The sequence below is a fragment of the Mammaliicoccus sp. P-M58 genome (genome assembly GCF_022386165.1).
Taxonomy (GTDB): Bacteria; Bacillota; Bacilli; order Staphylococcales; family Staphylococcaceae; genus Mammaliicoccus; species Mammaliicoccus sciuri.
Map to the genome: position 1 here is coordinate 339,848 of NZ_JAJNJI010000001.1, position 20,841 is coordinate 360,688.

The window sequence follows — 20,841 nt, forward strand, 5'->3', positions numbered from 1 at the left end:
ATTTACACCCACTTAATTTTGCGTCTAACTTTAGCAGTCAAATCACCTAAAAATTCATCCGCTAGACGTGAACGCATTGTTAAATAACCATATACAATTACACCTACACATCCACCGACAATTAGCGTAATCAGCGCACCTAATTTTGATGTTGGATCAATGATTAGTGACACAATAAAGAAACTTAACTCAACGAATAATACCATGATTATAGTATAGAAAGTAATTCTTAACGTATGATAAATTGTGATATTAAATTTAAAGTCTGCATATTTATATAGGACGACACAATTTAATATAACAGCTACTAGTAATGCGATTGCCGTACCAATGACAGCACCTAATGTATGAAATACCATAATTAGTGGTAAGTTTATAACTGCTTTGATGACTAATGAAGCAATAACGATCCAAACTGTTAAAGCTTGTTTATCAATACCTTGTAACATTGAAGCTGTTACTGATAATAATGCAATTAAAATACTAACTGGTGCATACCAGAATAATATTTCTGTACCCATTGGATTATAACTATAGAACACATTATATAAAGGCTGTGCTAATACCATAATGCCAAGTGATGCTGGAACTGTTAAATATAGCAATACGCCTAATGATTTTCTAATTTGATGATGCATTGCATCAATTCTACCTGAATTATATGTGTTCGTAATAAATGGAACTAAACTCACTGCAAATCCTGCTGCAAGAGATGTTGGAATCATAACAATTTTATTAGTTGTCATACTCAGCATTGTGAAATAAATATCTTGTAATTCACTACCCACACCTGCCATCGCTAATCCAGTATTATGTGTAAATTGGTCGATTAAGTTTATAATCGGGAAACATAAACTTACAATTACAAATGGTATACTGTATTTAATGATTTCTTTATATATTTTGATATACGAAACATCAATATCACTTGTATCTTGTTCAACTTCTGCTTTTATTAAATGTCTTCTCTTCATCCAAAAATAAAGTAAAGTCAATAATGCAATAATTGCACCGATACCTGCAGCAAATGTTGCAACTTGGTTGGCCATTAACACAGAACCGTCCATTACATTTAATACAATATAACTTCCGCCAAGTATAAATGCGATACGCGCTACTTGTTCAGTTACTTCAGATACAGCTGTTGGACCCATTGAATTAAATCCTTGGAAGATACCTCTCCATGTTGCAAGTAATGGAATAAATAATACAACAAAACTAATTGTTCTAATAACAGTTGTAATATCTTCTATACTCCAACCGCCTTCTATGCCACCTTTATTCGCTAATGTTAATTGAGCAATAGTTGGTGATAAGAAATAAAGTAATAAAAATCCGATAAATCCTGATACTGTCATAACTAAAAAGCTTGACCGGTACAATTTTCTACTTACTTTATAAGCACCTAATGCGTTATATTTAGATACATATTTCGCAGCTGCTAAAGGAACGCCCGCAGTTGCTATTGTTATCATGATTGTGTATGGTTGATAAGCATATGTAAATGGGGCAAGATTTTTTTCATCGCCTATAATAGCGTAAAAAGGTATTAAATAAAGAATACCAATTACTTTTGTTATTAAAATACTTGCAGTAAGCAGGAAGGTTCCCCTTACTAGCGCTTTACTTTCTGACATAATTTCATCCCTATCTAATTTACTTTTAAATTTAATAATAACAGGTTTATTTCTATTCTACTACTTTTTTAAAGACACATTATTCGTTAAAATATTATTACATCGATTTATGGAGGTAACTTATGTATCATACAATAATTATCGGCGCTGGACCTAGTGGTTTAATGGCCGCATATAGTGCAAGTTCAAATGGTAAAAACGTCTTGCTACTCGAAAAGAAAAAAGGCTTAGGACGAAAGCTCCGCATATCTGGTGGCGGTAGATGTAATGTTACGAACCGCTTACCTTATGAAGAAATTATAAAAAACATTCCTGGTAATGGAAAATTCTTATATAGTCCATTTTCAACATTCGACAATGAATCTATTATACAATTTTTTGAATCTAGATCTGTACAATTAAAAGAAGAAGATCACGGTCGAATGTTCCCTGTTTCTAATCGCGCTCAAGATGTTGTTGATGCACTAGTTGATTCCATAAAACAAAATGGTGTAGAAATACGCCAAGAAACTACAGTATCATCTATTGAAAGTGAAAATCAACAAATAACAGGCGTCACACTACAAGATGGTACATTTATTCCTTCAAAGGCTGTTATCATCGCATCAGGTGGTTGCAGTGTACCACATACTGGATCGACAGGAGATGGGTATAAATTCGCTGAGAATTTAGGACATTCTATAACAGAACTATTTCCAACAGAAGTACCGATCAAATCAACTGAACCATTCATTAAAAACAAAACACTGCAAGGATTAAGTTTACAAAATGTTGGACTATCCGTACTCAAAAAAAATGGTAAACCTAGAATCACACATCAAATGGACATGTTATTTACACATTTTGGTATTTCAGGACCTGCAGCATTAAGATGTAGTCAATTTGTGTATAAAGAACAAAAATCTCAAAAGAAAACAGACATACAGATGTCTATAGATGCCTTTCCAGAAATCAAAACACATGACTTAGAACAACAAATTGTAAAAAAACTAAAAGACGAACCTAATAAAGCGATTAAAAATGCACTAAAAGGACTAGTCCAAGAAAGATATTTACATTTTATCTTACAACAGTCAAGTATTGATTTAGATGTGACATACCATCACCTATCCCAACAAGCCATCCGAACATTCGTGGAAAACCTTAAATCATTTACATTCACAGTAAATGGTACACTCCCACTTGATAAAGCTTTTGTAACTGGTGGCGGTGTTAATATTAAAGAAATCGAACCCAATACAATGGCATCCAAAATATGTGCTGGGCTTTACTTCTCAGGTGAAGTACTAGATATCCATGGGTATACAGGTGGCTATAATATTACGAGCGCTCTTGTCACTGGGTATGTTGCAGGCTATAATGCCGCACAATTTAATGATTAAAATTCTATAGAATGTATATAGTTTGGTGTTTGTTATGTGGTGTCCTTATTTACAAAACTACTTGGATTTGTTACTAACTTTAACCTATATTATATTCACACATTATTTAAGGCTGAGACATTTTAAATGTCTCAGCCTTATCTATTTCTTCATTAAACTCTTTTGTTTTCTAAACCATCGTCGCCCCACTCATTCATGCCGCCTTCTACGTTTACTGCATCAATGTCGTGGTCATTTAAATAATCAACTACTCGAGCACTTCTAACGCCACCTGCACAAACAATATAATATGTTTGGTCTTTAGAGAAATGATTTAATTCATTTGGAATTTCTCCCATTGGAATATGCTTAGCGCCAGGGATTACACCTAATGCTACTTCATGATCTTCTCTCACATCAACTATATTAATTGGATTATTAGATGTAATTTTGTTTGCTAATTCTGTTACTGTAATTTCTTTCATAACTAGAACACTCCTAATTGATTAATTTGCTACGATATTAACTAACTTTTGTGGAACTGCAATCACTTTACGGATTGTTTTACCTTCAATCGCTTCTTTGATTTTTTCATTATCCATTGCTACTGCTTCCATTTCATCTTTAGTTAAATCTTTAGAAATTTTGATTTTGTCTTTTAGTTTACCGTTAACTTGGATAACAATTTCTATTTCGTTATCTACTAGTAGTGACTCATCAAATGTTGGCCATTCTTCATAAGATAAAGAATCGTTATGACCAAGTTTTTGCCATAATTCTTCAGAAATGTGTGGCGCAATTGGTGCTAACATTTTTACAAAACCTTCAGCATATGTTTTGCTGATTTGATCTTGTTTATAACAATCATTGATGAATACCATCATTTGACTGATTGCAGTATTGAAGTTTAGTGTATCGAAGTCTTCAGTTACTTTTTTAACTGTTTGGTTATAGACTTTATCTAGGTCTGGTGTTTCGTTTTCAACGACCTTATCCGTAATGTTCTCTTCTTCTGTAACAAATAAACGCCATACTCTATCTAAGAAACGACGTGAACCGTCTAGTCCATTTTCACTCCATGCAATTGCAGCATCTAAAGGTCCCATGAACATTTCATATAGACGTAATGTGTCTGCACCATGAGAACGTACAATATCATCAGGGTTAACGACATTACCTTTTGATTTACTCATTTTTTCATTACCTTCACCAAGAATCATACCTTGGTTAAATAATTTTTGGAAAGGCTCTTTAGTTGGAACTACACCGATATCGTATAACACTTTATGCCAGAATCTTGAATATAATAGATGAAGCACTGCATGTTCTACACCACCTATATATAAGTCAACCGGTAACCAGTGTTTAAGTTTTTCTGGATCAGCTAATTGTTCATCGTTATGAGGGTCAATATATCTTAAGTAATACCAACAGCTTCCTGCCCATTGTGGCATCGTATTCGTTTCACGACGACCTTTCATACCTGTTTTAGGATCTACAACATTAATAAATTCATCAATATTAGCTAAAGGAGATTCCCCTGTACCTGATGGTTTAACTTGATCTGTTTCAGGTAAGATTAATGGAAGTTCTTCTTCAGGAACTGTTGTCATTGTACCGTCTTCCCAATGTATAACTGGAATTGGTTCACCCCAATAACGTTGTCTACTAAATAACCAATCTCTTAATTTATAGCTTACTTTTTTATGACCGATACCTTTTTCTTCAAGTAATTCAATCGCTTTAGGTACTGCTTCTTCTTTTGTTAAACCATTTAATGCATCTGAATCAATCATTTTACCATCATCATCATATACAGTGATGATATCTAAATTGAATTTCTCTGCAAACTCAGCATCTCTTTCATCATGTGCTGGAACTGCCATAACTGCACCTGTTCCATAACTAATTAACACATAATCGGCAACCCAAATCGGCATTTTTTTACCAGTGAATGGGTTTGTTGTAAATGCACCAGTGAATACACCACTTTTATCTTTTGCTAAATCTGTTCTTTCTAAGTCAGATTTACGAGAAGCTGCTAATTTATATGCTTCAACCGCTTCTTTTTCATCTTCAGTCGTAATTAAATCTACTAAAGGATGTTCTGGTGATAGTACAGCAAAAGTTGCACCGTAAATCGTGTCTGGACGAGTTGTGAATACTTCAAATGATAAATCTGTATTATCAATATTAAATTTTAATTCAGCACCTTCAGATCTACCAATCCAGTTTCTTTGCATATCTTTAATAGATTCTGGCCAATCTAATTCATCTAAATCTTCTAATAAACGATCCGCATATTCAGTAATTTTTAATACCCATTGTCTCATTGGTTTACGAACAACTGGATGTCCTCCACGTTCTGATACTCCATCAACAATTTCTTCATTAGATAATACTGTACCTAATGCTGGGCACCAGTTTACTGCTACTTCATCAACATATGCCAATCCTTTATTATATAATTGAATGAAAATCCATTGTGTCCATTTATAGTAATCTGGGTCAGTTGTATTCACTTCTCTATCCCAGTCATATGAGAAACCTAGCTCTTGAATTTGTCTTTTAAAAGTTGCAATATTTTTAGCTGTAAATTCTTTAGGATCATTCCCTGTATCGATAGCATATTGCTCAGCTGGTAAACCAAATGCATCCCATCCCATTGGGTGAAGTACATTGTAGCCTTGCATTCTTTTATATCTAGAGACGATATCTGTAGCTGTATAGCCTTCAGGATGTCCTACATGTAAACCAGCTCCAGATGGATACGGAAACATATCTAAAGCGTAGAATTTCTTTTGTCCAAGATTATCGTTAGCTTTAAATGTCTTGTTGGCTGCCCAAAAATCTTGCCATTTCTTTTCAATTTGTTGATGATTATAATTCATTTGTTCGTTCCTCCTATAAAATAAAAAAAGCCATCCCAACCATCATAACAGTTGGGACGACTTGAATAAATATGCCGCGGTACCACCCAGAATTCACAATTAAGTGCGCTTCATTTATATGGTTTAAGATTGCTTTTAATAAATAATAAATCGTTCATAAGTTCACTTAATGGATATCATCAGTTCTCAGCACCACTGACTCTCTTAAGATTCGCATTAAAGCTACTTTACTTATATACATCCTAATATTATGCAATTTCTATATAATTTGCAAGTCTTATTTATTAATATCATGTATCTTGCTTTGTAATACCTCTATCATAAATGTATAAGAAGTAATAACCTATTAAAATAAGTAATATCATACTGTAAAACATCATTTTCATATCAAACATATCAACTATTACGCCACCTACAACTGGTCCAAATGCTTTCCCTACTGTTGAAGATGCGTTTACAATACCTTGATATGCACCCATTCTGCCTTTAGGTGCTAATTTATTTGCGATTGCAGGTACTGCTGGCCATACAAACATTTCTCCAAATGTTAAAATAACCATCCCTACAACAAACATTGTAAATTGCTCAGCAAAGCTTGTAATCACATAACTTAATATAAAAATCGTTAGCCCTATAAACATTTGTAATTTCAATTTCTCTTTGAATCTATTGATAAACGGTGCAATTAAAGGTTGTCCTGCTAAAATCAATACACCATTTATTGTCCAAAGGAAACTATATTGTTTCAAGGATATACCAACTGATTGTGTATAAGTCGCAATTGTCGTTTGCCACTGAACATAACCAATCCAACATAAACTAAACATAACACATAGAAGTATAAGTGCAGTAAATTTACTTTTATCTTTAACTTGCATAGCACTCGTGATGCCTTCATCATTTTTCAAATGAATATCTAAATCTATGTTGTAATATTTTAACGCTATTATGATAAACACGACATATAGTAGTAAGTTCGCCATAAAAATATAATTAAAGCTAAAGTCCGCTACAAATCCACCTGCTGCAGCCCCAATAGAAACACCTAAGTTTTGAGCAAGATAAATTGCATTAAATGTTGTTCGTCCTCCGTTTGGCCAACTTGCAGCAGCCATTGCATAAATAGCTGGCACAATCACGCCTCCACCGAAACCAAGTAACACAAGCCAGAAAGGATACCATGGCCAATCATTTAAAAAGTTTAACCCTATTAAACTTAAAATATTTAAAATAGAGGCAAAAATAATAGAACGAAACCCACCAATTTTGTCGAATAAACTTCCGCCTAATAAATTCCCGATTACACTCCCGAATGCATTAATCATTAAAACGATACCAGCTGTACTTAAACTCTTTCCTAATTCTTCATTCATATATATTGTATTAAGTGGCCATAAGAAACTCGATCCTGTAATATTGATCGCCATTCCTATGATGAGCATTTTAACAATTTTCGGCATTCTCAAGGATTTCAACCTCCTCTCAAATTTTGTCAATTTTAATAGTCTAAACCTTTTTCTGCAAAAGTTCAATATTATATGTTAAAATGCTTTAGATAAGTTTGTAGAACAGGATGTGAAATATAATGACAGAACAATTCCGTTATGCATTTGATAACAAAAGATATCATACATGGAATTATCATTTAAGAAATAAATTTGGTGAGAAGATTTTTAAAATAGCATTAGATGGTGGATTTGATTGTCCAAACCGCGACGGCACAGTAGCACATGGGGGTTGTACATTTTGTTCAGCAGCCGGGAGTGGAGACTTTGCAGGTAACCGTGCAGAACCAATCCATGTACAATTTAAAGAAATTAAAGACAAGATGCATGAAAAATGGTCCGAAGGAAAATATATCGCTTATTTTCAAGCTTTTACAAATACGCATGCGCCCGTTGAAGTATTAAGAGAAAAATACGAAGCTGCTTTATCAGAAGAAAATGTAGTTGGACTATCAATTGCGACAAGACCAGACTGTCTACCAGATGATGTTGTAGAATACTTAGCAGAATTAAATGAAAGAACATATTTATGGGTAGAACTTGGATTACAAACTGTACACCAAGAAACATCTGATTTAATTAACCGTGCTCATGATATGAAATGTTATTATGAAGGTATCGCTAAATTAAGAAAGCACAATATCAATATATGTACACATATCATTAACGGTTTACCTGGTGAAGATTACGATATGATGATGGAAACAGCGAAAGAAGTCGCACAAATGGATGTTCAAGGGATTAAAATTCATTTGTTACACTTACTTAAAGGTACTCCAATGGTTAAACAATACGAAAAAGGTATGCTTGAATTCATGACTCAAGATAATTATACGCAACTCGTATGTGACCAGTTAGAAATTTTACCAGAAGAAATGATCATTCATCGTATTACAGGTGATGGCCCTATCGATTTAATGGTTGGACCTATGTGGAGTGTAAATAAATGGGAAGTACTTAATGCTATAGACAATGAACTTAAAGAACGTGGCACAATGCAAGGATCTAAATTCAAGAAAGCAGAACAAGTTCAAAAATGATTGTTCAAGGAATCTTACCATTCGCAAGAGATTTAATAACAACACATATAACAGACAAAAGTATCGTAGTTGATGCAACATGCGGTAACGGCAACGATACACTTTTCCTTGCAAATCAAGTTCCAAACGGAGAAGTTTATGCGTTCGACATACAAGAAGAAGCCATTAAAAATACTAAAATCAAAACAGAAGCATTTAGTAATATCCATTATTTTCAAACAGGTCATGAAAATGCAGCACCTATAATAAAAGAACGTCATGAGCAAATTGATGCTTCAATATTTAATTTAGGCTATTTACCAAAAGGCGATAAACATATTACAACGAATGCACCGACAACAATTAAAGCAATTGAAAGTCTATTCGAAATGACAAGTAAAAATGGCATCATCGTATTAGTCGTATATCCAGGACACCCAGAAGGACAGATAGAATCTAACGAAGTCATCAATCATGTTAGTTCAATAGATCAACAATCAGCACACGTGCTCCACTATCAATTTATAAACCAAAAAAACAATCCACCATATATAATAGCAATAGAAAAAAGATAAAAATGAGTAAGATGAGTAAACGCAAACCTTGGGAATAGGTTTGCGTTTTTTATGTGATATTTGAGGTTTTTGGATATATCTGGTGGTTAAGGTATGACATGGATCATCTCTTGGCTTTATTCGGTACTTAAGCCACGACTCGTGGGTTTACTCCGCCTTTAACTCACATTTTTCCCACCCTTAAACTGCTCACTCATTTTTTAACCTTCTTCTTTCTTAATCCCTGCAGCCAAAACCTATATACCTCCCCAAAATTCCTCAAAAATGACAAAACGCAAACCTACTCAACAGGTTTGCGTTTTTATTAAATATTACAAGTATTAACGATTGACTCAAATTGTTTTTCAAAATGTTCTTTTCTATTTTTGATTTCTTCACAAGCGAAATCGATAATTGCATCTTTCTTGTCTTCGAAGTCTTTATTCACTTCAACAATTACAGTTCTTTCATCATTATCTGGGCGCACTTTCTTAATCCATCCTTTTTTAACAAGGTTATTGTATAATCTTGTTCGTTTGTATGGCTTAATATCTATATAACCATCCAACTCTTTCAAACTCATCGATCCGTTATTCCATAACATAATTAATGTAAGAAACTCTTCTTTTTCTATATCAAACTTTTCTTCAATTTTATAAAAAATAATATTTATATTTTTTTGGATATCATCTAATAAAATTAAGTCACTTACGTTATTTACTTTTTCTGTCATAAACTCGCCTCCAACGCTCTCTATATGGGTTATATACCCGATATAGTATCGTTTAAGCTTGTTTGCATTATATTTTATAAATTATTCAGTTTCATCATCAATAAGTAATCCTACGTAGTGAATGCGATTATTCATAAATGATATGATATATTTCATTACATTTTCGCGTTCTGGTTCATTATGTACTTCATGATTAAGTCCGTGCCAAGCTTTAAAATATAATTCGTTAGTATTGATTGTTTTACCGATTTGACGAATTGATTCTATATCTACTATTTTATCTTCTGTACCTAGCATAAGTAATGTAGGAATTGGAGATATGTGGTGAATATTTTCCATTGTTGCTTTCATCGTTTCTAAAATAGTCTTGTACCAGTGGTAACTCACTTTATTTAACATTAAAGCATCTTTATTCGTATCATCTATTACTTCTTTGTTTCTTGTTAAGCTTTCTACTTTAATGCCCGTATCAAACTTAGCATCTTTTGCAACTGTACCGAAACTTGAAGCTAAGAAATTCCGTCTTGTTGAAATATTTTGTTGAAAAGCAACTAATGGTGAAATCAATAGTACGCCTTCTACTTTTAAATCTACTTTTTCTAATAAATTAAGAAGAATAAGGCCACCTAAACCAACACCTAACGTAAATACTGGTAAGTGATATTCTTCTGCAATAGATATCCATTCAAGCACTTGTTCATGGTATTCTTCAAATTTATCAACATGTCCTCTATGTACACGGGAAGTTTGTCCTTGTCCTTTTAAGTCACCCATAATAACATGGTAACCTTCTCGTCGTAGCTTTGTGATTACGTATGCGTATCTTCCTGTATGTTCTAGCATATTATGTACAATTACTACAATTCCTTTAGCTTCTTTCTCAGTTTCCCATTTCCACATAATATATTACTCCTTTTACCTATATAGCTACTTTTTTGTTAAACTTAGTATAACAAAATTTTTCAAAAGAATGGAGAATCTTGAATGATTAAATCTTTTAAAGGTCAAAAACCACAAATCGATCAAAGCTGTTATATTGCTGACAATGCAACTTTAATAGGTGATATTACAATCGGTCCTAAAAGCTCAATATGGTTCAACTCAGTTATTAGAGGTGATGTTGCCCCTACAATTATAGGTGAAGGTGTTAATATCCAAGATTTATGTTGTTTACACCAAAGCCCTAATCAACCACTTATAATAGAAGATTTTGTAACAGTTGGTCATAAAGTGACATTACATTCTAGTATTATTCGCAAGCACGCGTTAATCGGAATGGATTCAACTATTCTTGACGGTGCAGAAATTGGAGAATATGCATTTATCGGTGCTGGATCACTCGTTCCACCAGGAAAGAAAATCCCACCACATACGTTAGCATTTGGTCGTCCTGCAAAAGTCATTAGAGAACTGACAGAAGATGACTATAATGAATTAAAAAGAATCAATGCATCATATATTGAAAAAACTGAGATTTATAAAGCAGATCAATAAATAATAAAAAGGATTGAGACGCAATGTCACAATCCTTTTTTGTTACGCTATTTTAAATTTGCTATGCATAAATGGTAATTTTACAACGATATAAGCGATAATAATTTCATAAAACATTGAGAAGAACTTCTCAAAGAAGAATACAACATTCTGAACTAATATTGTGCCTATACCTGCCCCACTAAATTGGTAGTTAACGAGTAAGAAATTATCAACAATATTTAAAGCAATGATTGTAACAAAAACTGTCCATGACTTTTTAGTAATCATCGCCACTAAAATTGCTATAATACCAATCACAATTGGCTCAAAAATAAACAATTGCACGAAACTATCTAAAGGTTTCCCAAACATATAAAATGCCATATCCCTAAACATCCCGATTTCTCCTTTACAGTCATTTCTAATACATTAATTGTATCACGATAAACCAGCTATAATTATTAAGATATTTTAAAGATTCATTGCTTTCCTTAACATAAAATTAACATTAATAGCCATTAAATCTTTACATTGAATTAGCAATCAATTCATATTGTCGTGTTACTTTAAAGATGTAACATAAGACGCCTTTAAAGGAGCATGATAAAATGCATTTCTTTAAAAAAATAATTATTTCTTTGTTTATATTCACATTTCTACCACATGCAATTAGTATAGCAGCAGAACCCATTTCACCAAACTATGAGCAAGTCAATCAATCCACTTTTACATCCACCCCTACCCCATAATGAGATTACAATTCGAAATTTAATAACTAAAAAATAAAAAGAAACTGATTAAGACGGTCAGTTTCTTTTTTACAATATAAATTCCTTTTTTATCCATTTATGTATATAATAGTATCAATAATATCTTAGAAAAGAATTATTGGAGGGAATTAATATGCTGCATTACTACAAACTTTTTTGGTTAAATGCATTTAATATTCACGGTCGATCTAGACGTAAAGAATTTTGGTATCCAATACTTGCTACAATTATTATCACTATGCTAGGTAATCTATTAATTACAGTACTACCTATTCCTGAGCTTATTACAGTTATTGTTTCTAGCATATTTAATATTGCAACATTTATTGCTTCTATTTCAGTAACTAGTAGAAGATTCCATGATTTAAATATGACAATGATATTTCCTACTATTACATATGCACTTACTTTTATTTTAAATATTTTATATAGTTTATTTAAAGATTCAGTTACAAGTACTTCTATGACTGTACTATATGCCGTCTTATTGATTATTTGTTTATTTTTAAATCTTGCAATACTAATTATGGCATGTGGTGACGGACATAAAGCTCCAAACAAATATGGAAAAAGTCCTAAATACGTTTAAGATTTAATTGTTCAAAGGCATTATACAAATCCAATTAAACTACATTAATATATGTGTATATATTTTCTTATTTCGGACAAAATATTGTCAATATTATGGAACGCCTTACGGGGGGCGTTCTTTTTCGTGTCATAATTTATAATTAGTATAATTTTACATTATATTAAAAATGTAAACGCTTAACTAAATTTGTATTTCCATGATAAAATAAATTAAATGAATATATATAATTAAGGAGGACTTGCTATGCCTGTCGTAAAAGATTTTTTTATTGCATTATCTAACAACAAATTCATGAATGAATCAGCTAAGAAAATGGGTCCTGCACTAGGTGCAAAAAAGGTCGTAGCGGGCGTTGATATTGATTCAACAATCGATACAGTTGAAAGATTAAATATGAAGGGAATTTCATGTACGTTAGATAATTTAGGGGAATTCGTAACATCACGTCAAGAAGCTTTAGAAGCTCAACAAAATATTGTTGAAATTATGCGTAGAAATTACAATGCTAATATTGATGCTCATGTATCTATTAAGCTTACACAATTAGGTCTTAATATTGATAGAGAGTTTGCTTATCAAAATACGAGAGAAATTTTGTTAAAAGCTCATGAATACGGAAATACATTTGTAAACATAGATGCTGAAAAATATGAAGATTTAGTTGGTATTACGGAGATAGTTGATAAACTTAAAGGTGAATTCAAAAATGTAGGAACTGTTATTCAAGCATACCTATTTGATGCTATGAATATTATGGATAAATACGATGATGTGCGATTACGATTAGTTAAAGGTGCATATAAAGAAGCACCTCATATTGCTTATCAAACTAAAGAAGAAATTGACAAAAATTATATAGCATTGATTGAAAAAAGATTATTAACTGCTAAAGCATTCACTTCAATTGCAACACACGATCATAATGTTATTAATCATGTTAAACAATTTGTTAAAGATCATAACATCTCAAGAGATTCATTTGAATTCCAAATGTTATATGGTTTTAGAACAGATTATGCATATCAAATCGCTAATGAAGGCTATAATTTCTGTATGTACGTACCATTTGGGGAAGATTGGTTCGGTTACTTTATGAGAAGATTAGCAGAAAGACCACAAAATATTAATTTAATGTTATTAGATATCTTTAGTGAAAAGAATAAAGGAAAAATAGCTATCGGAGCTAGTGTAATAGCTGGCTTAACCTTATTAAGTATAGGCGGAATCGCTAAAGCGAAGAAAAAATAATACATAAGAAGCCAGAACACTTGTTCCGGCTTCTTTGTTTTTATATTTGTGTTTCAATATTTTTAAGTAAGTTTGCCATTTCAATTGCAGCTAAGGCAGCATCTCCACCTTTATTACCTGCTTTTGTTCCTGCTCTTTCAATCGCTTGTTCAATTGTTTCTGTTGTTACGATTCCAAATATTACAGGTACATCTGTTTCATCATTTACTTTAGAAATACCTTTAGCAACTTCATTACATACATAATCATAATGTGTAGTCGCCCCTCTAATTACACAGCCTAATGTTACAATCGCATCGTATTTCCCTGACTTCGCTAATTTTTTAGCTACTAAAGGAATTTCATACGCGCCTGGTACATATGCTACATGAACATTTTCTTCATCCACGTTATGTCTAATTAAAGTATCTTTAGCACCATCTAATAAACGACCTGTTATAAAATCGTTAAATCTACTTACGACGATTGCTACTTTTAATTGTGATCCATCCATTTTACCTTCAAATTTCATTTTAAAAAACTCCATTCTATTTTATATTAAATGACCCATTTCATGCTTTTTAGTATTGATATATGATTCATTTGTTTCATTCGGTTCAATGACAACTGGAACTCTATTAGAAACACGTATACCTAAAACTTGTAATTGATTAAATTTATCTGGATTATTACTGATGAGTTGAATTTCTTCTATATTAAAGTATTTCAAAATCTGACTCGCTTCAGTATAATCTCTTAAATCCGCTTCAAAGCCTAAAGCTTCATTAGCTGTAATCGTGTCATAACCTTGTTCAATAAGTTCATATGCTTTAAGTTTATTAATCAGACCTATTCCTCTACCTTCTTGAGGTAAGTATAAAATCATGCCACCATGTTCTTGAATGTATTTCATTGAATATTCAAGCTGATCTCCACAATCGCATCTAGCACTATGAAAAATATCACCTGTCACACATTCAGAATGAATACGTACATTCATACCATCTTTAATTTCTCCTGAACTAATGACAATATATTCTTTATCATCTAATTGCGATGTAAATCCGTACATATCAAATTCACCATATGAAGTTGGCAACTTAACTTTAGATTCAAGATGAATAATTTGATCATGACGTTTTCTATACTTTACAAGTTCATCAATCGTTATCATTAACAAACCATGTTTACGTTTAAATTGATATAAATCATCTCTACGTGCCATCGTGCCATCATCATTCATAATTTCACAAATAGCACCAGCTGGTTTCGCTCCAGAAAGTTTCGCTAAATCAACACAAGCTTCTGTATGACCTATTCTTTCAAGAACACCATTATCTTTAGCTATTAATGGAAATACATGACCTGGTTGAACGAATGCTGTTGGTGACGTTTCATTAATTAATGCTTTAATCGTATCAGCTCTTTCAAAAGCACTTATACCTGTCGTACTTGATGCATGATCAATACTTACAGTAAATGCAGTCTTATATTTATCACCCGTTTCAGTCATCAATTTCAAACCAAATTGTTGGGCAATTTCGCTGCTTATCGGTGCACAGATTAAACCTCTCGCATGTGTAGCCATAAAATTAATCGTTTCAGCTGTTAAATACTCAGAAATTGCGACGAGGTCACCTTCATTTTCTCTATCTTCATCATCTACTACAATAATCGGTTTACCACTTTTAAGTTCTTGTATGACATCTTCTACGTTATCAAACATGTTATAGCCTCCTAAAATCCTAGATTAAGTAATTTCTCTTCGGATAAATTTGAATGATTTTGTCCTGTTGCTTTCTGCACATATTTAAATAACAAATCCGTTTCAATATGTACGCTGTCACCTTGTTTCTTATTAACAAAGATTGTTCGATCTCTCGTTTCAGGGATTAAATGAATTTCAAATTTTTGAGGATATAATTTAAAAATTGTCAAACTAACACCATCAACTGTGATAGATCCTTTATCAATCATTTGATTTAATAAATGCGCTTCTGTAGATATTTCAATAATCCATTCATCTTGTCTCTTTGAAATATGTTTAACAATGCCTTGACCATCTACATGACCACTTACAAAATGACCACCAAATCTTCCATTTGCTAACATCGCTCTTTCAAGATTTACTTTGTCATTCATTTTCAAATGTTCTAAATAAGTTACTGAGATTGTTCCAGTAATCACTTCCACTTTAAAAGTAGAACTTGCTTTCTCAGTAACGGTCAGACAAACACCATTAACAGCAACGGAATCACCTAAAGATAAATCATCCATTATTTCAGTGGCTTCAATTGTTAATGTTTTAACGCCTTGGTTTGTGCTTGTATTCTTGATTACACCAACTGTTTCAATGAGTCCTGTGAACATCTTGTCACTTCTTTCTTAATGTTATTTTAAGATCTCCACCAATGATTTCTGTTGATATAATTTGAAATAATTTACTATTGGATAAAGGAACGACATCTTGCGTTTGATAATATTGATATTTTCCTTGACCACCAATCATCTTCGGGGCTTGATAAATAATTAATTGGTCTACTAAGTCTTGTTCAATAAACTGACTTACAAGTTTAGGACCTGCTTCAACCATCACTTGAGCATATCCATCTTCATATAAATCTTTCATAATCGTTTTTAAATTTGATAAATCACTGTTCTTAACTTTAATATGCTGGTTCTCATACGTGTGAAATGATTCCGAACTCGTTACAACAATAACAGGATTATCTTCATCTTTGAATATTTCATAATCACCACCAAAGTGTGATTGCTCTGTTAAAACAATTCTAGTTGGATTACTTAAATTGGGATTACGAGAAGTTAATAATGGATTATCTTCACGAACTGTCATCCCACCTGTAATAATTGCATCATGTTGTGAGCGCAATTTTAATACATCGTGTTTGACTTCTTTAGATGTAATCCATTTACTTTCTTTGTAATCTGTCGCAACTTTACCATCTAGACTCGTAGAAATTTTCAAAGTAATAAAAGGTAATTTCGTTTGTTGTTGATGAAAAAATGCCTCATATAAGTCTTCTGCTCTTTTAGAAGGCTCATGTTTTACATCTATTCCAGCTTCGTACAACATTTCATGACCACTATTTTTAAGAGAACCATCTTTGACTGCATATACAACTGATTGAATACCGTTATCGATAATCGCTTGCACGCAAGGTGGTGTTAAACCATAGTGTGAACAAGGTTCTAAAGAAACATATATTGTTGCACCTTGAGCTTCTTCACCTGCCATTTTTAAAGCTTGTATTTCAGCATGTGCTTCACCTTTTTTTAAATGTGCACCAAAACCTATGATTTTATGATTTTTAACTATAACTGCACCAACAGAAGGATTCGTACCCGTCTGTCCTTGTACACGTTCAGCTAAATCAATTGCAAAATCTAAATATTGATTCATTTCTTTACCTCCTAAAAATAAAAACCACCGAAAATCACTTTTCGGTGGTTGGGAGTAAAAATGTATCACGAAATAAGCCTTTTATGAAAAAAGACTTTAACATTTTAAGTATAACGAAATAAGCGTATAACATACGCTGTCGTCTATTCTTTCTCCCATCCAGACTATACTGTCGGCTTCAGAATGTTACTGAATCAGCCATAAATGAAAATTCACTTATGGGTCGCGGGCTATTATACCGCCGGTTGGGAATTTCACCCTGCCCCGAAAGAATATATTATTAAATTATATATCAGTAATCACTGATGACATCATTCTATACCATTTCACTAAGAATTACAAATGAAGAAGTTAAATTTATTTTGTTGGATTTTGTATGATGATCTCAAAACACTGATAACGGCGGGCGCTATGAACACTTTTGATGAAACTTGTTCATAAAGAGGCTTTTGTAAACACTTCTGCCTAAACTTGTTTATAACGGTGGTCTTGTGAACACTTTTGACTAAACTTGTTCATAACGAGGGCTCTTAGTTACAAAACTCGTCCGTATTGTTACTATGGACGGCCTTAATTACAAAACTACTCAGAAGTGTTAATACTGGTATTCTTATTTGCACTTTCAGCCAGAACTGCTTATAACGCCCCATCTCCCTCACACATAAAAATTAGCTTGAGACATCAAACACTGTCTCAAGCTTTCATTTCAACTTCCCTTATTCTATTTCTTTTTATATTTCGCCTTTTTAACTTTTTTTCTTTCTTCTAACTCAACGTATAAGTCATTTACGGCTCTTACGGATTGATCGACTAATAATGAAACGCCATTTACGTCAAAATTAACCCCGCTTGTTAATTGTCCAATGACTTTTAAGTTAGGCATTGTACCAAATTTAGGACTAATGACTTCATTTGAATATGGCATGACTAGAATACCTCCAAATGGATGGGCAGCTATAATTTGTTTGTTCTCTAAACCTTTAATAAAATGCTCTTCTTCTGTCAGTTCTGATAAATGTTTTTTAGGACCTGTCGCATTAATGACATAATGATAACTTGATTCTTCTTGTTCGCCTTCATACTTTATTCTAAATTTACCGTAATATTTTCTTACATTTTCTAATCCTTCTTTAACGACAATATCTCCATTTTCAATCCATTCGATTAATTGCTTAGCAGATGATTGAGGCATTGGATTCGCATTACGTTTAAAGTGATGCCCATACTTTTCTAAAAATGTCGTTTTATCATCGATTGTCATGGCATTCCATACAGGAATCATATGATGTTTTACTTCTTCAACAAATGATTGGAAATGCCCTACTTCATCTTCATGTCTTAAATCATATTTCATATTCGCTACATTATCTTTTTTAAATCGATAAAGCATTTTCTTCAAGTTAATATTTTGATATTCACATTCTTTCGCAAAGAGGTTTTCTATTTCTTTTAATGGTGCGATACCTTTATGCGTCTTTTTTAATTTTTCTATTGCATCTTTCGTAATATACTTCAAATTAATTTCATGTTTAATACCTCTTACTGTCGGAAATTGAGCATGTCTTGATGCTACAGTTATTGGCAGTTGTTTATGATTCTCCATTACAAATCTAATGACATCTATTGAACTAAGTCCCGTTCCAATTATCGCAATATCGTCATTTTCTTTTACATCACGCAATGCTTTAATTGTTGGATATGGTGATTCAATATAACCTTTTAATCCAGATAAATTGTACGGATCTTTATAAGGTAAAGTTCCTATTGTCAAAAATACATAGTCATACTTTTGACATACCGCTTCATCATCTTCTATATAACATACATCTATTTTATATTGTCCTCTTTCATCTTTAATTTCTTCTACATAGCAACTATCAACTTTATGCTTATGTACGAATATATTATCGTGTTTATTTAACAAGTCATTTAAAATAGATTTCATATAATGACCGAATACTAATCGTGGTAAATATTTAGCTTTACCATAGTCAAAATCATCATTTTTCTTATACCATTTCTTAAAATCTTTCGTATCATCTGGACTTAAAGACATTTGATTAGCTGGTAAGTTAATGAGTAAACGATCACTATCATTTTGAAATGGCTTGCCCATTCCCATATCTGCGGCACTATCAAATATATCTACCGTTATTTTTTTGAATTTTTTATGCTTTGCTAATTGGTTTAATGTACTAACACCAGCTGTTCCCATTCCTATTATAGCTACTTTCAAATTGTACCCCTCCAAATCTCTCAATGCATAATATGCAAAAAACATCGAATTTTATAAATCTATTATACATGTTGAAAACATATCATGTCTTTATATATAACATTAGTCTCATTCACACTTTTTGTATTTATTCCTTTTTTTAAATAACAATAAACATAAATTACACGATTTGGGCGATTTTCATAATTATGCAACTAATGTGTTATAATAATAAACGTCATTATTATAAATTTCAAAAAAAGGAGAAGTGTTATGTTATCAATCCAAGACTTAACTAAAGTTTATCGTGGCGGTAAAAAAGCCGTTAATAGCATCAATATGGAAATTGAATCTGGTGAATTCATAGCTTTTATCGGTACGAGTGGTAGCGGGAAGACAACTGCTTTAAGAATGATTAACCGCATGATTGAGCCAACTAGCGGGACAATTACGCTTGACGGGAAAGATTTAAGCAAGATGAATCCAGTTAATTTAAGAAGAAATATAGGTTATGTCATTCAACAAATTGGTTTAATGCCACATATGACAATACGTGAAAATATCGTATTAGTACCTAAATTACTTAAATGGACTAAAGAAGAAAAAGAGAAAAAAGCTAAAGAACTTATTAAATTAGTAGACTTACCAGAATCATATTTAGATTTATATCCATCTCAATTATCTGGTGGACAACAACAACGTATTGGTGTTGTAAGAGCACTTGCAGCAGACCAAGATATCATTTTAATGGATGAACCATTTGGTGCGCTAGACCCTATTACGAGAGATACATTGCAAGACCTTGTAAAAACGCTACAACAAAAACTTGGTAAAACCATTATATTTGTAACGCATGATATGGATGAAGCAATTAAATTGGCAGATAGAATTTGTATTATGTCTCAAGGTGAAATCATTCAATTTGATTCACCAAACAATATTTTAAAAAATCCAGCTAATGATTTCGTACGCGAGTTTATCGGTCAAAACAGACTTATTCAAGATAGACCTAACATACGTGTTGTTGATGATGCAATGAAAGATCCAATTGCCATCACTTCTGAAAAGACAATTGACGAAGCAGTTTCAATTATGAGAGAGCGACGTGTAGATACGCTATTTATTACAAATGTAAAAGGTAAACTTGTCGGATATATTGATATTGAAGATTTAAACGAAGGATATCGTAAAAAATCAGACATTATCGATATTATGCATCGAGATATTTATACAGTTAAGACAGGTACGATGCTTCAAGACTCTGTTCGTACAATTTTAAAACGAAATGTGAGATTAATTCCTGTTGTTGATGAACAATATTACATAAAAGGTGTTATAACAAGAGCAAGCTTAGTAGATATTGTTTACGATTCTATATGGGGACAAACAGAAGAAGCAGAAGCAACTGAAAAAAGTGATATCAAATAAGGAGTGAAAAAT

General features: G+C 32.3%; 19 protein-coding genes and 1 riboswitch. Of the genes, 7 read left to right on the top strand and 12 right to left on the bottom strand.

Translation table 11 applies throughout. The features are described 5' to 3' along the window. Positions 1-2: 2 nt before the first annotated feature. A complete protein-coding gene (locus LQ694_RS01665) occupies positions 3-1,637 on the bottom strand; it encodes a putative polysaccharide biosynthesis protein (RefSeq protein WP_196968332.1) in 1,635 nt (544 codons plus the stop codon). 122 nt (positions 1,638-1,759) lie between these two features. Here LQ694_RS01665 and LQ694_RS01670 point away from each other — a divergent pair, with 122 nt between their 5' ends. Next, the gene (locus LQ694_RS01670; protein ID WP_196968333.1) at positions 1,760-3,019 is read left to right on the top strand and encodes a BaiN/RdsA family NAD(P)/FAD-dependent oxidoreductase; all 1,260 of its coding nucleotides are present in this window, start codon (positions 1,760-1,762) and stop codon (positions 3,017-3,019) included. A gap of 152 nt (positions 3,020-3,171) precedes the next feature. Here LQ694_RS01670 and LQ694_RS01675 read toward each other — a convergent pair whose 3' ends face one another. The 3 genes from LQ694_RS01675 to LQ694_RS01685 form a co-directional block, all read right to left on the bottom strand. Further along, complete coding sequence (locus LQ694_RS01675; RefSeq protein ID WP_048539549.1) at positions 3,172-3,483, bottom strand: rhodanese-like domain-containing protein; 312 nt, start codon at positions 3,481-3,483, stop codon at positions 3,172-3,174. Between the two features lie 21 nt (positions 3,484-3,504). After that, positions 3,505-5,889, bottom strand: a complete 2,385-nt coding sequence (leuS, locus tag LQ694_RS01680) for a leucine--tRNA ligase (protein ID WP_196968334.1) — start codon at positions 5,887-5,889, stop codon at positions 3,505-3,507. 290 nt (positions 5,890-6,179) lie between these two features. Continuing rightward, on the bottom strand, positions 6,180-7,355 hold the full coding sequence (locus tag LQ694_RS01685) for an MDR family MFS transporter (protein WP_058611987.1): 1,176 nt from the start codon (positions 7,353-7,355) through the stop codon (positions 6,180-6,182). A gap of 119 nt (positions 7,356-7,474) precedes the next feature. On the opposite strand from LQ694_RS01685, the gene mnmL reads away from it, so the two are divergent. Beyond that, positions 7,475-8,434 carry a tRNA modification radical SAM protein MnmL/YtqA gene (gene mnmL, locus LQ694_RS01690; RefSeq protein ID WP_025905260.1) on the top strand — a complete coding sequence of 320 codons (960 nt, stop codon included), beginning with the start codon at positions 7,475-7,477 and terminating at the stop codon, positions 8,432-8,434. Beyond that, entirely contained in the window at positions 8,431-8,988 is a 558-nt protein-coding gene (mnmM, locus tag LQ694_RS01695; RefSeq protein WP_058611986.1) for a tRNA 5-(aminomethyl)-2-thiouridylate-methyltransferase MnmM, read from the top strand. Before mnmL ends, mnmM begins: the two co-directional genes overlap by 4 nt. 304 nt (positions 8,989-9,292) lie before the next feature. On the opposite strand, the gene LQ694_RS01700 is transcribed toward mnmM, so the two are convergent. Both LQ694_RS01700 and LQ694_RS01705 read right to left on the bottom strand, forming a co-directional pair. After that, a complete protein-coding gene (locus LQ694_RS01700; protein ID WP_218697391.1) occupies positions 9,293-9,700 on the bottom strand; it encodes a transcriptional regulator, SarA/Rot family in 408 nt (135 codons plus the stop codon). 81 nt (positions 9,701-9,781) lie between these two features. After that, on the bottom strand, positions 9,782-10,600 hold the full coding sequence (locus LQ694_RS01705; protein ID WP_065381259.1) for an alpha/beta fold hydrolase: 819 nt from the start codon (positions 10,598-10,600) through the stop codon (positions 9,782-9,784). A gap of 84 nt (positions 10,601-10,684) precedes the next feature. On the opposite strand from LQ694_RS01705, the gene LQ694_RS01710 reads away from it, so the two are divergent. After that, on the top strand, positions 10,685-11,194 hold the full coding sequence (locus tag LQ694_RS01710; protein ID WP_058611984.1) for a gamma carbonic anhydrase: 510 nt from the start codon (positions 10,685-10,687) through the stop codon (positions 11,192-11,194). 42 nt (positions 11,195-11,236) lie between these two features. Here the strand turns inward: LQ694_RS01710 and LQ694_RS01715 are convergent, their stop codons facing one another. Then, positions 11,237-11,572 (bottom strand): hypothetical protein, encoded by a 336-nt coding sequence (locus LQ694_RS01715; RefSeq protein WP_058611983.1) that lies wholly within the window; start codon positions 11,570-11,572, stop codon positions 11,237-11,239. Between the two features lie 507 nt (positions 11,573-12,079). Between LQ694_RS01715 and LQ694_RS01720 the strand changes: the two genes are divergently transcribed. Both LQ694_RS01720 and LQ694_RS01725 read left to right on the top strand, forming a co-directional pair. After that, on the top strand, positions 12,080-12,535 hold the full coding sequence (locus tag LQ694_RS01720) for a DUF805 domain-containing protein (RefSeq protein WP_049318609.1): 456 nt from the start codon (positions 12,080-12,082) through the stop codon (positions 12,533-12,535). A 246-nt stretch (positions 12,536-12,781) separates the two neighbouring features. Then, positions 12,782-13,786: a proline dehydrogenase family protein gene (locus LQ694_RS01725; RefSeq protein ID WP_058611982.1), complete on the top strand. Its 1,005-nt coding sequence runs from the start codon at positions 12,782-12,784 to the stop codon at positions 13,784-13,786. Between the two features lie 40 nt (positions 13,787-13,826). On the opposite strand, the gene ribH is transcribed toward LQ694_RS01725, so the two are convergent. The 5 genes from ribH to LQ694_RS01750 all read right to left on the bottom strand — a co-directional run bounded on the left by ribH (position 13,827) and on the right by LQ694_RS01750 (position 19,422). Further along, positions 13,827-14,297 carry a 6,7-dimethyl-8-ribityllumazine synthase gene (gene ribH, locus LQ694_RS01730; RefSeq protein WP_058611981.1) on the bottom strand — a complete coding sequence of 157 codons (471 nt, stop codon included), beginning with the start codon at positions 14,295-14,297 and terminating at the stop codon, positions 13,827-13,829. Positions 14,298-14,318: 21 nt separating this feature from the next. Then, positions 14,319-15,491 (bottom strand): 3,4-dihydroxy-2-butanone-4-phosphate synthase, encoded by a 1,173-nt coding sequence (gene ribB, locus LQ694_RS01735; protein ID WP_196968336.1) that lies wholly within the window; start codon positions 15,489-15,491, stop codon positions 14,319-14,321. 11 nt (positions 15,492-15,502) lie between these two features. Then, a complete protein-coding gene (locus LQ694_RS01740; RefSeq protein ID WP_058611979.1) occupies positions 15,503-16,135 on the bottom strand; it encodes a riboflavin synthase in 633 nt (210 codons plus the stop codon). Positions 16,136-16,139: 4 nt separating this feature from the next. Beyond that, positions 16,140-17,186, bottom strand: a complete 1,047-nt coding sequence (gene ribD, locus LQ694_RS01745; protein WP_196968337.1) for a bifunctional diaminohydroxyphosphoribosylaminopyrimidine deaminase/5-amino-6-(5-phosphoribosylamino)uracil reductase RibD — start codon at positions 17,184-17,186, stop codon at positions 16,140-16,142. A 143-nt stretch (positions 17,187-17,329) separates the two neighbouring features. Then, positions 17,330-17,462: riboswitch (FMN riboswitch) on the bottom strand. A gap of 445 nt (positions 17,463-17,907) precedes the next feature. Beyond that, on the bottom strand, positions 17,908-19,422 hold the full coding sequence (locus LQ694_RS01750; protein ID WP_096791797.1) for an FAD/NAD(P)-binding protein: 1,515 nt from the start codon (positions 19,420-19,422) through the stop codon (positions 17,908-17,910). Between the two features lie 252 nt (positions 19,423-19,674). Between LQ694_RS01750 and LQ694_RS01755 the strand changes: the two genes are divergently transcribed. Beyond that, positions 19,675-20,829 (top strand): betaine/proline/choline family ABC transporter ATP-binding protein, encoded by a 1,155-nt coding sequence (locus LQ694_RS01755; RefSeq protein WP_164960876.1) that lies wholly within the window; start codon positions 19,675-19,677, stop codon positions 20,827-20,829. Positions 20,830-20,841: the final 12 nt, after the last annotated feature.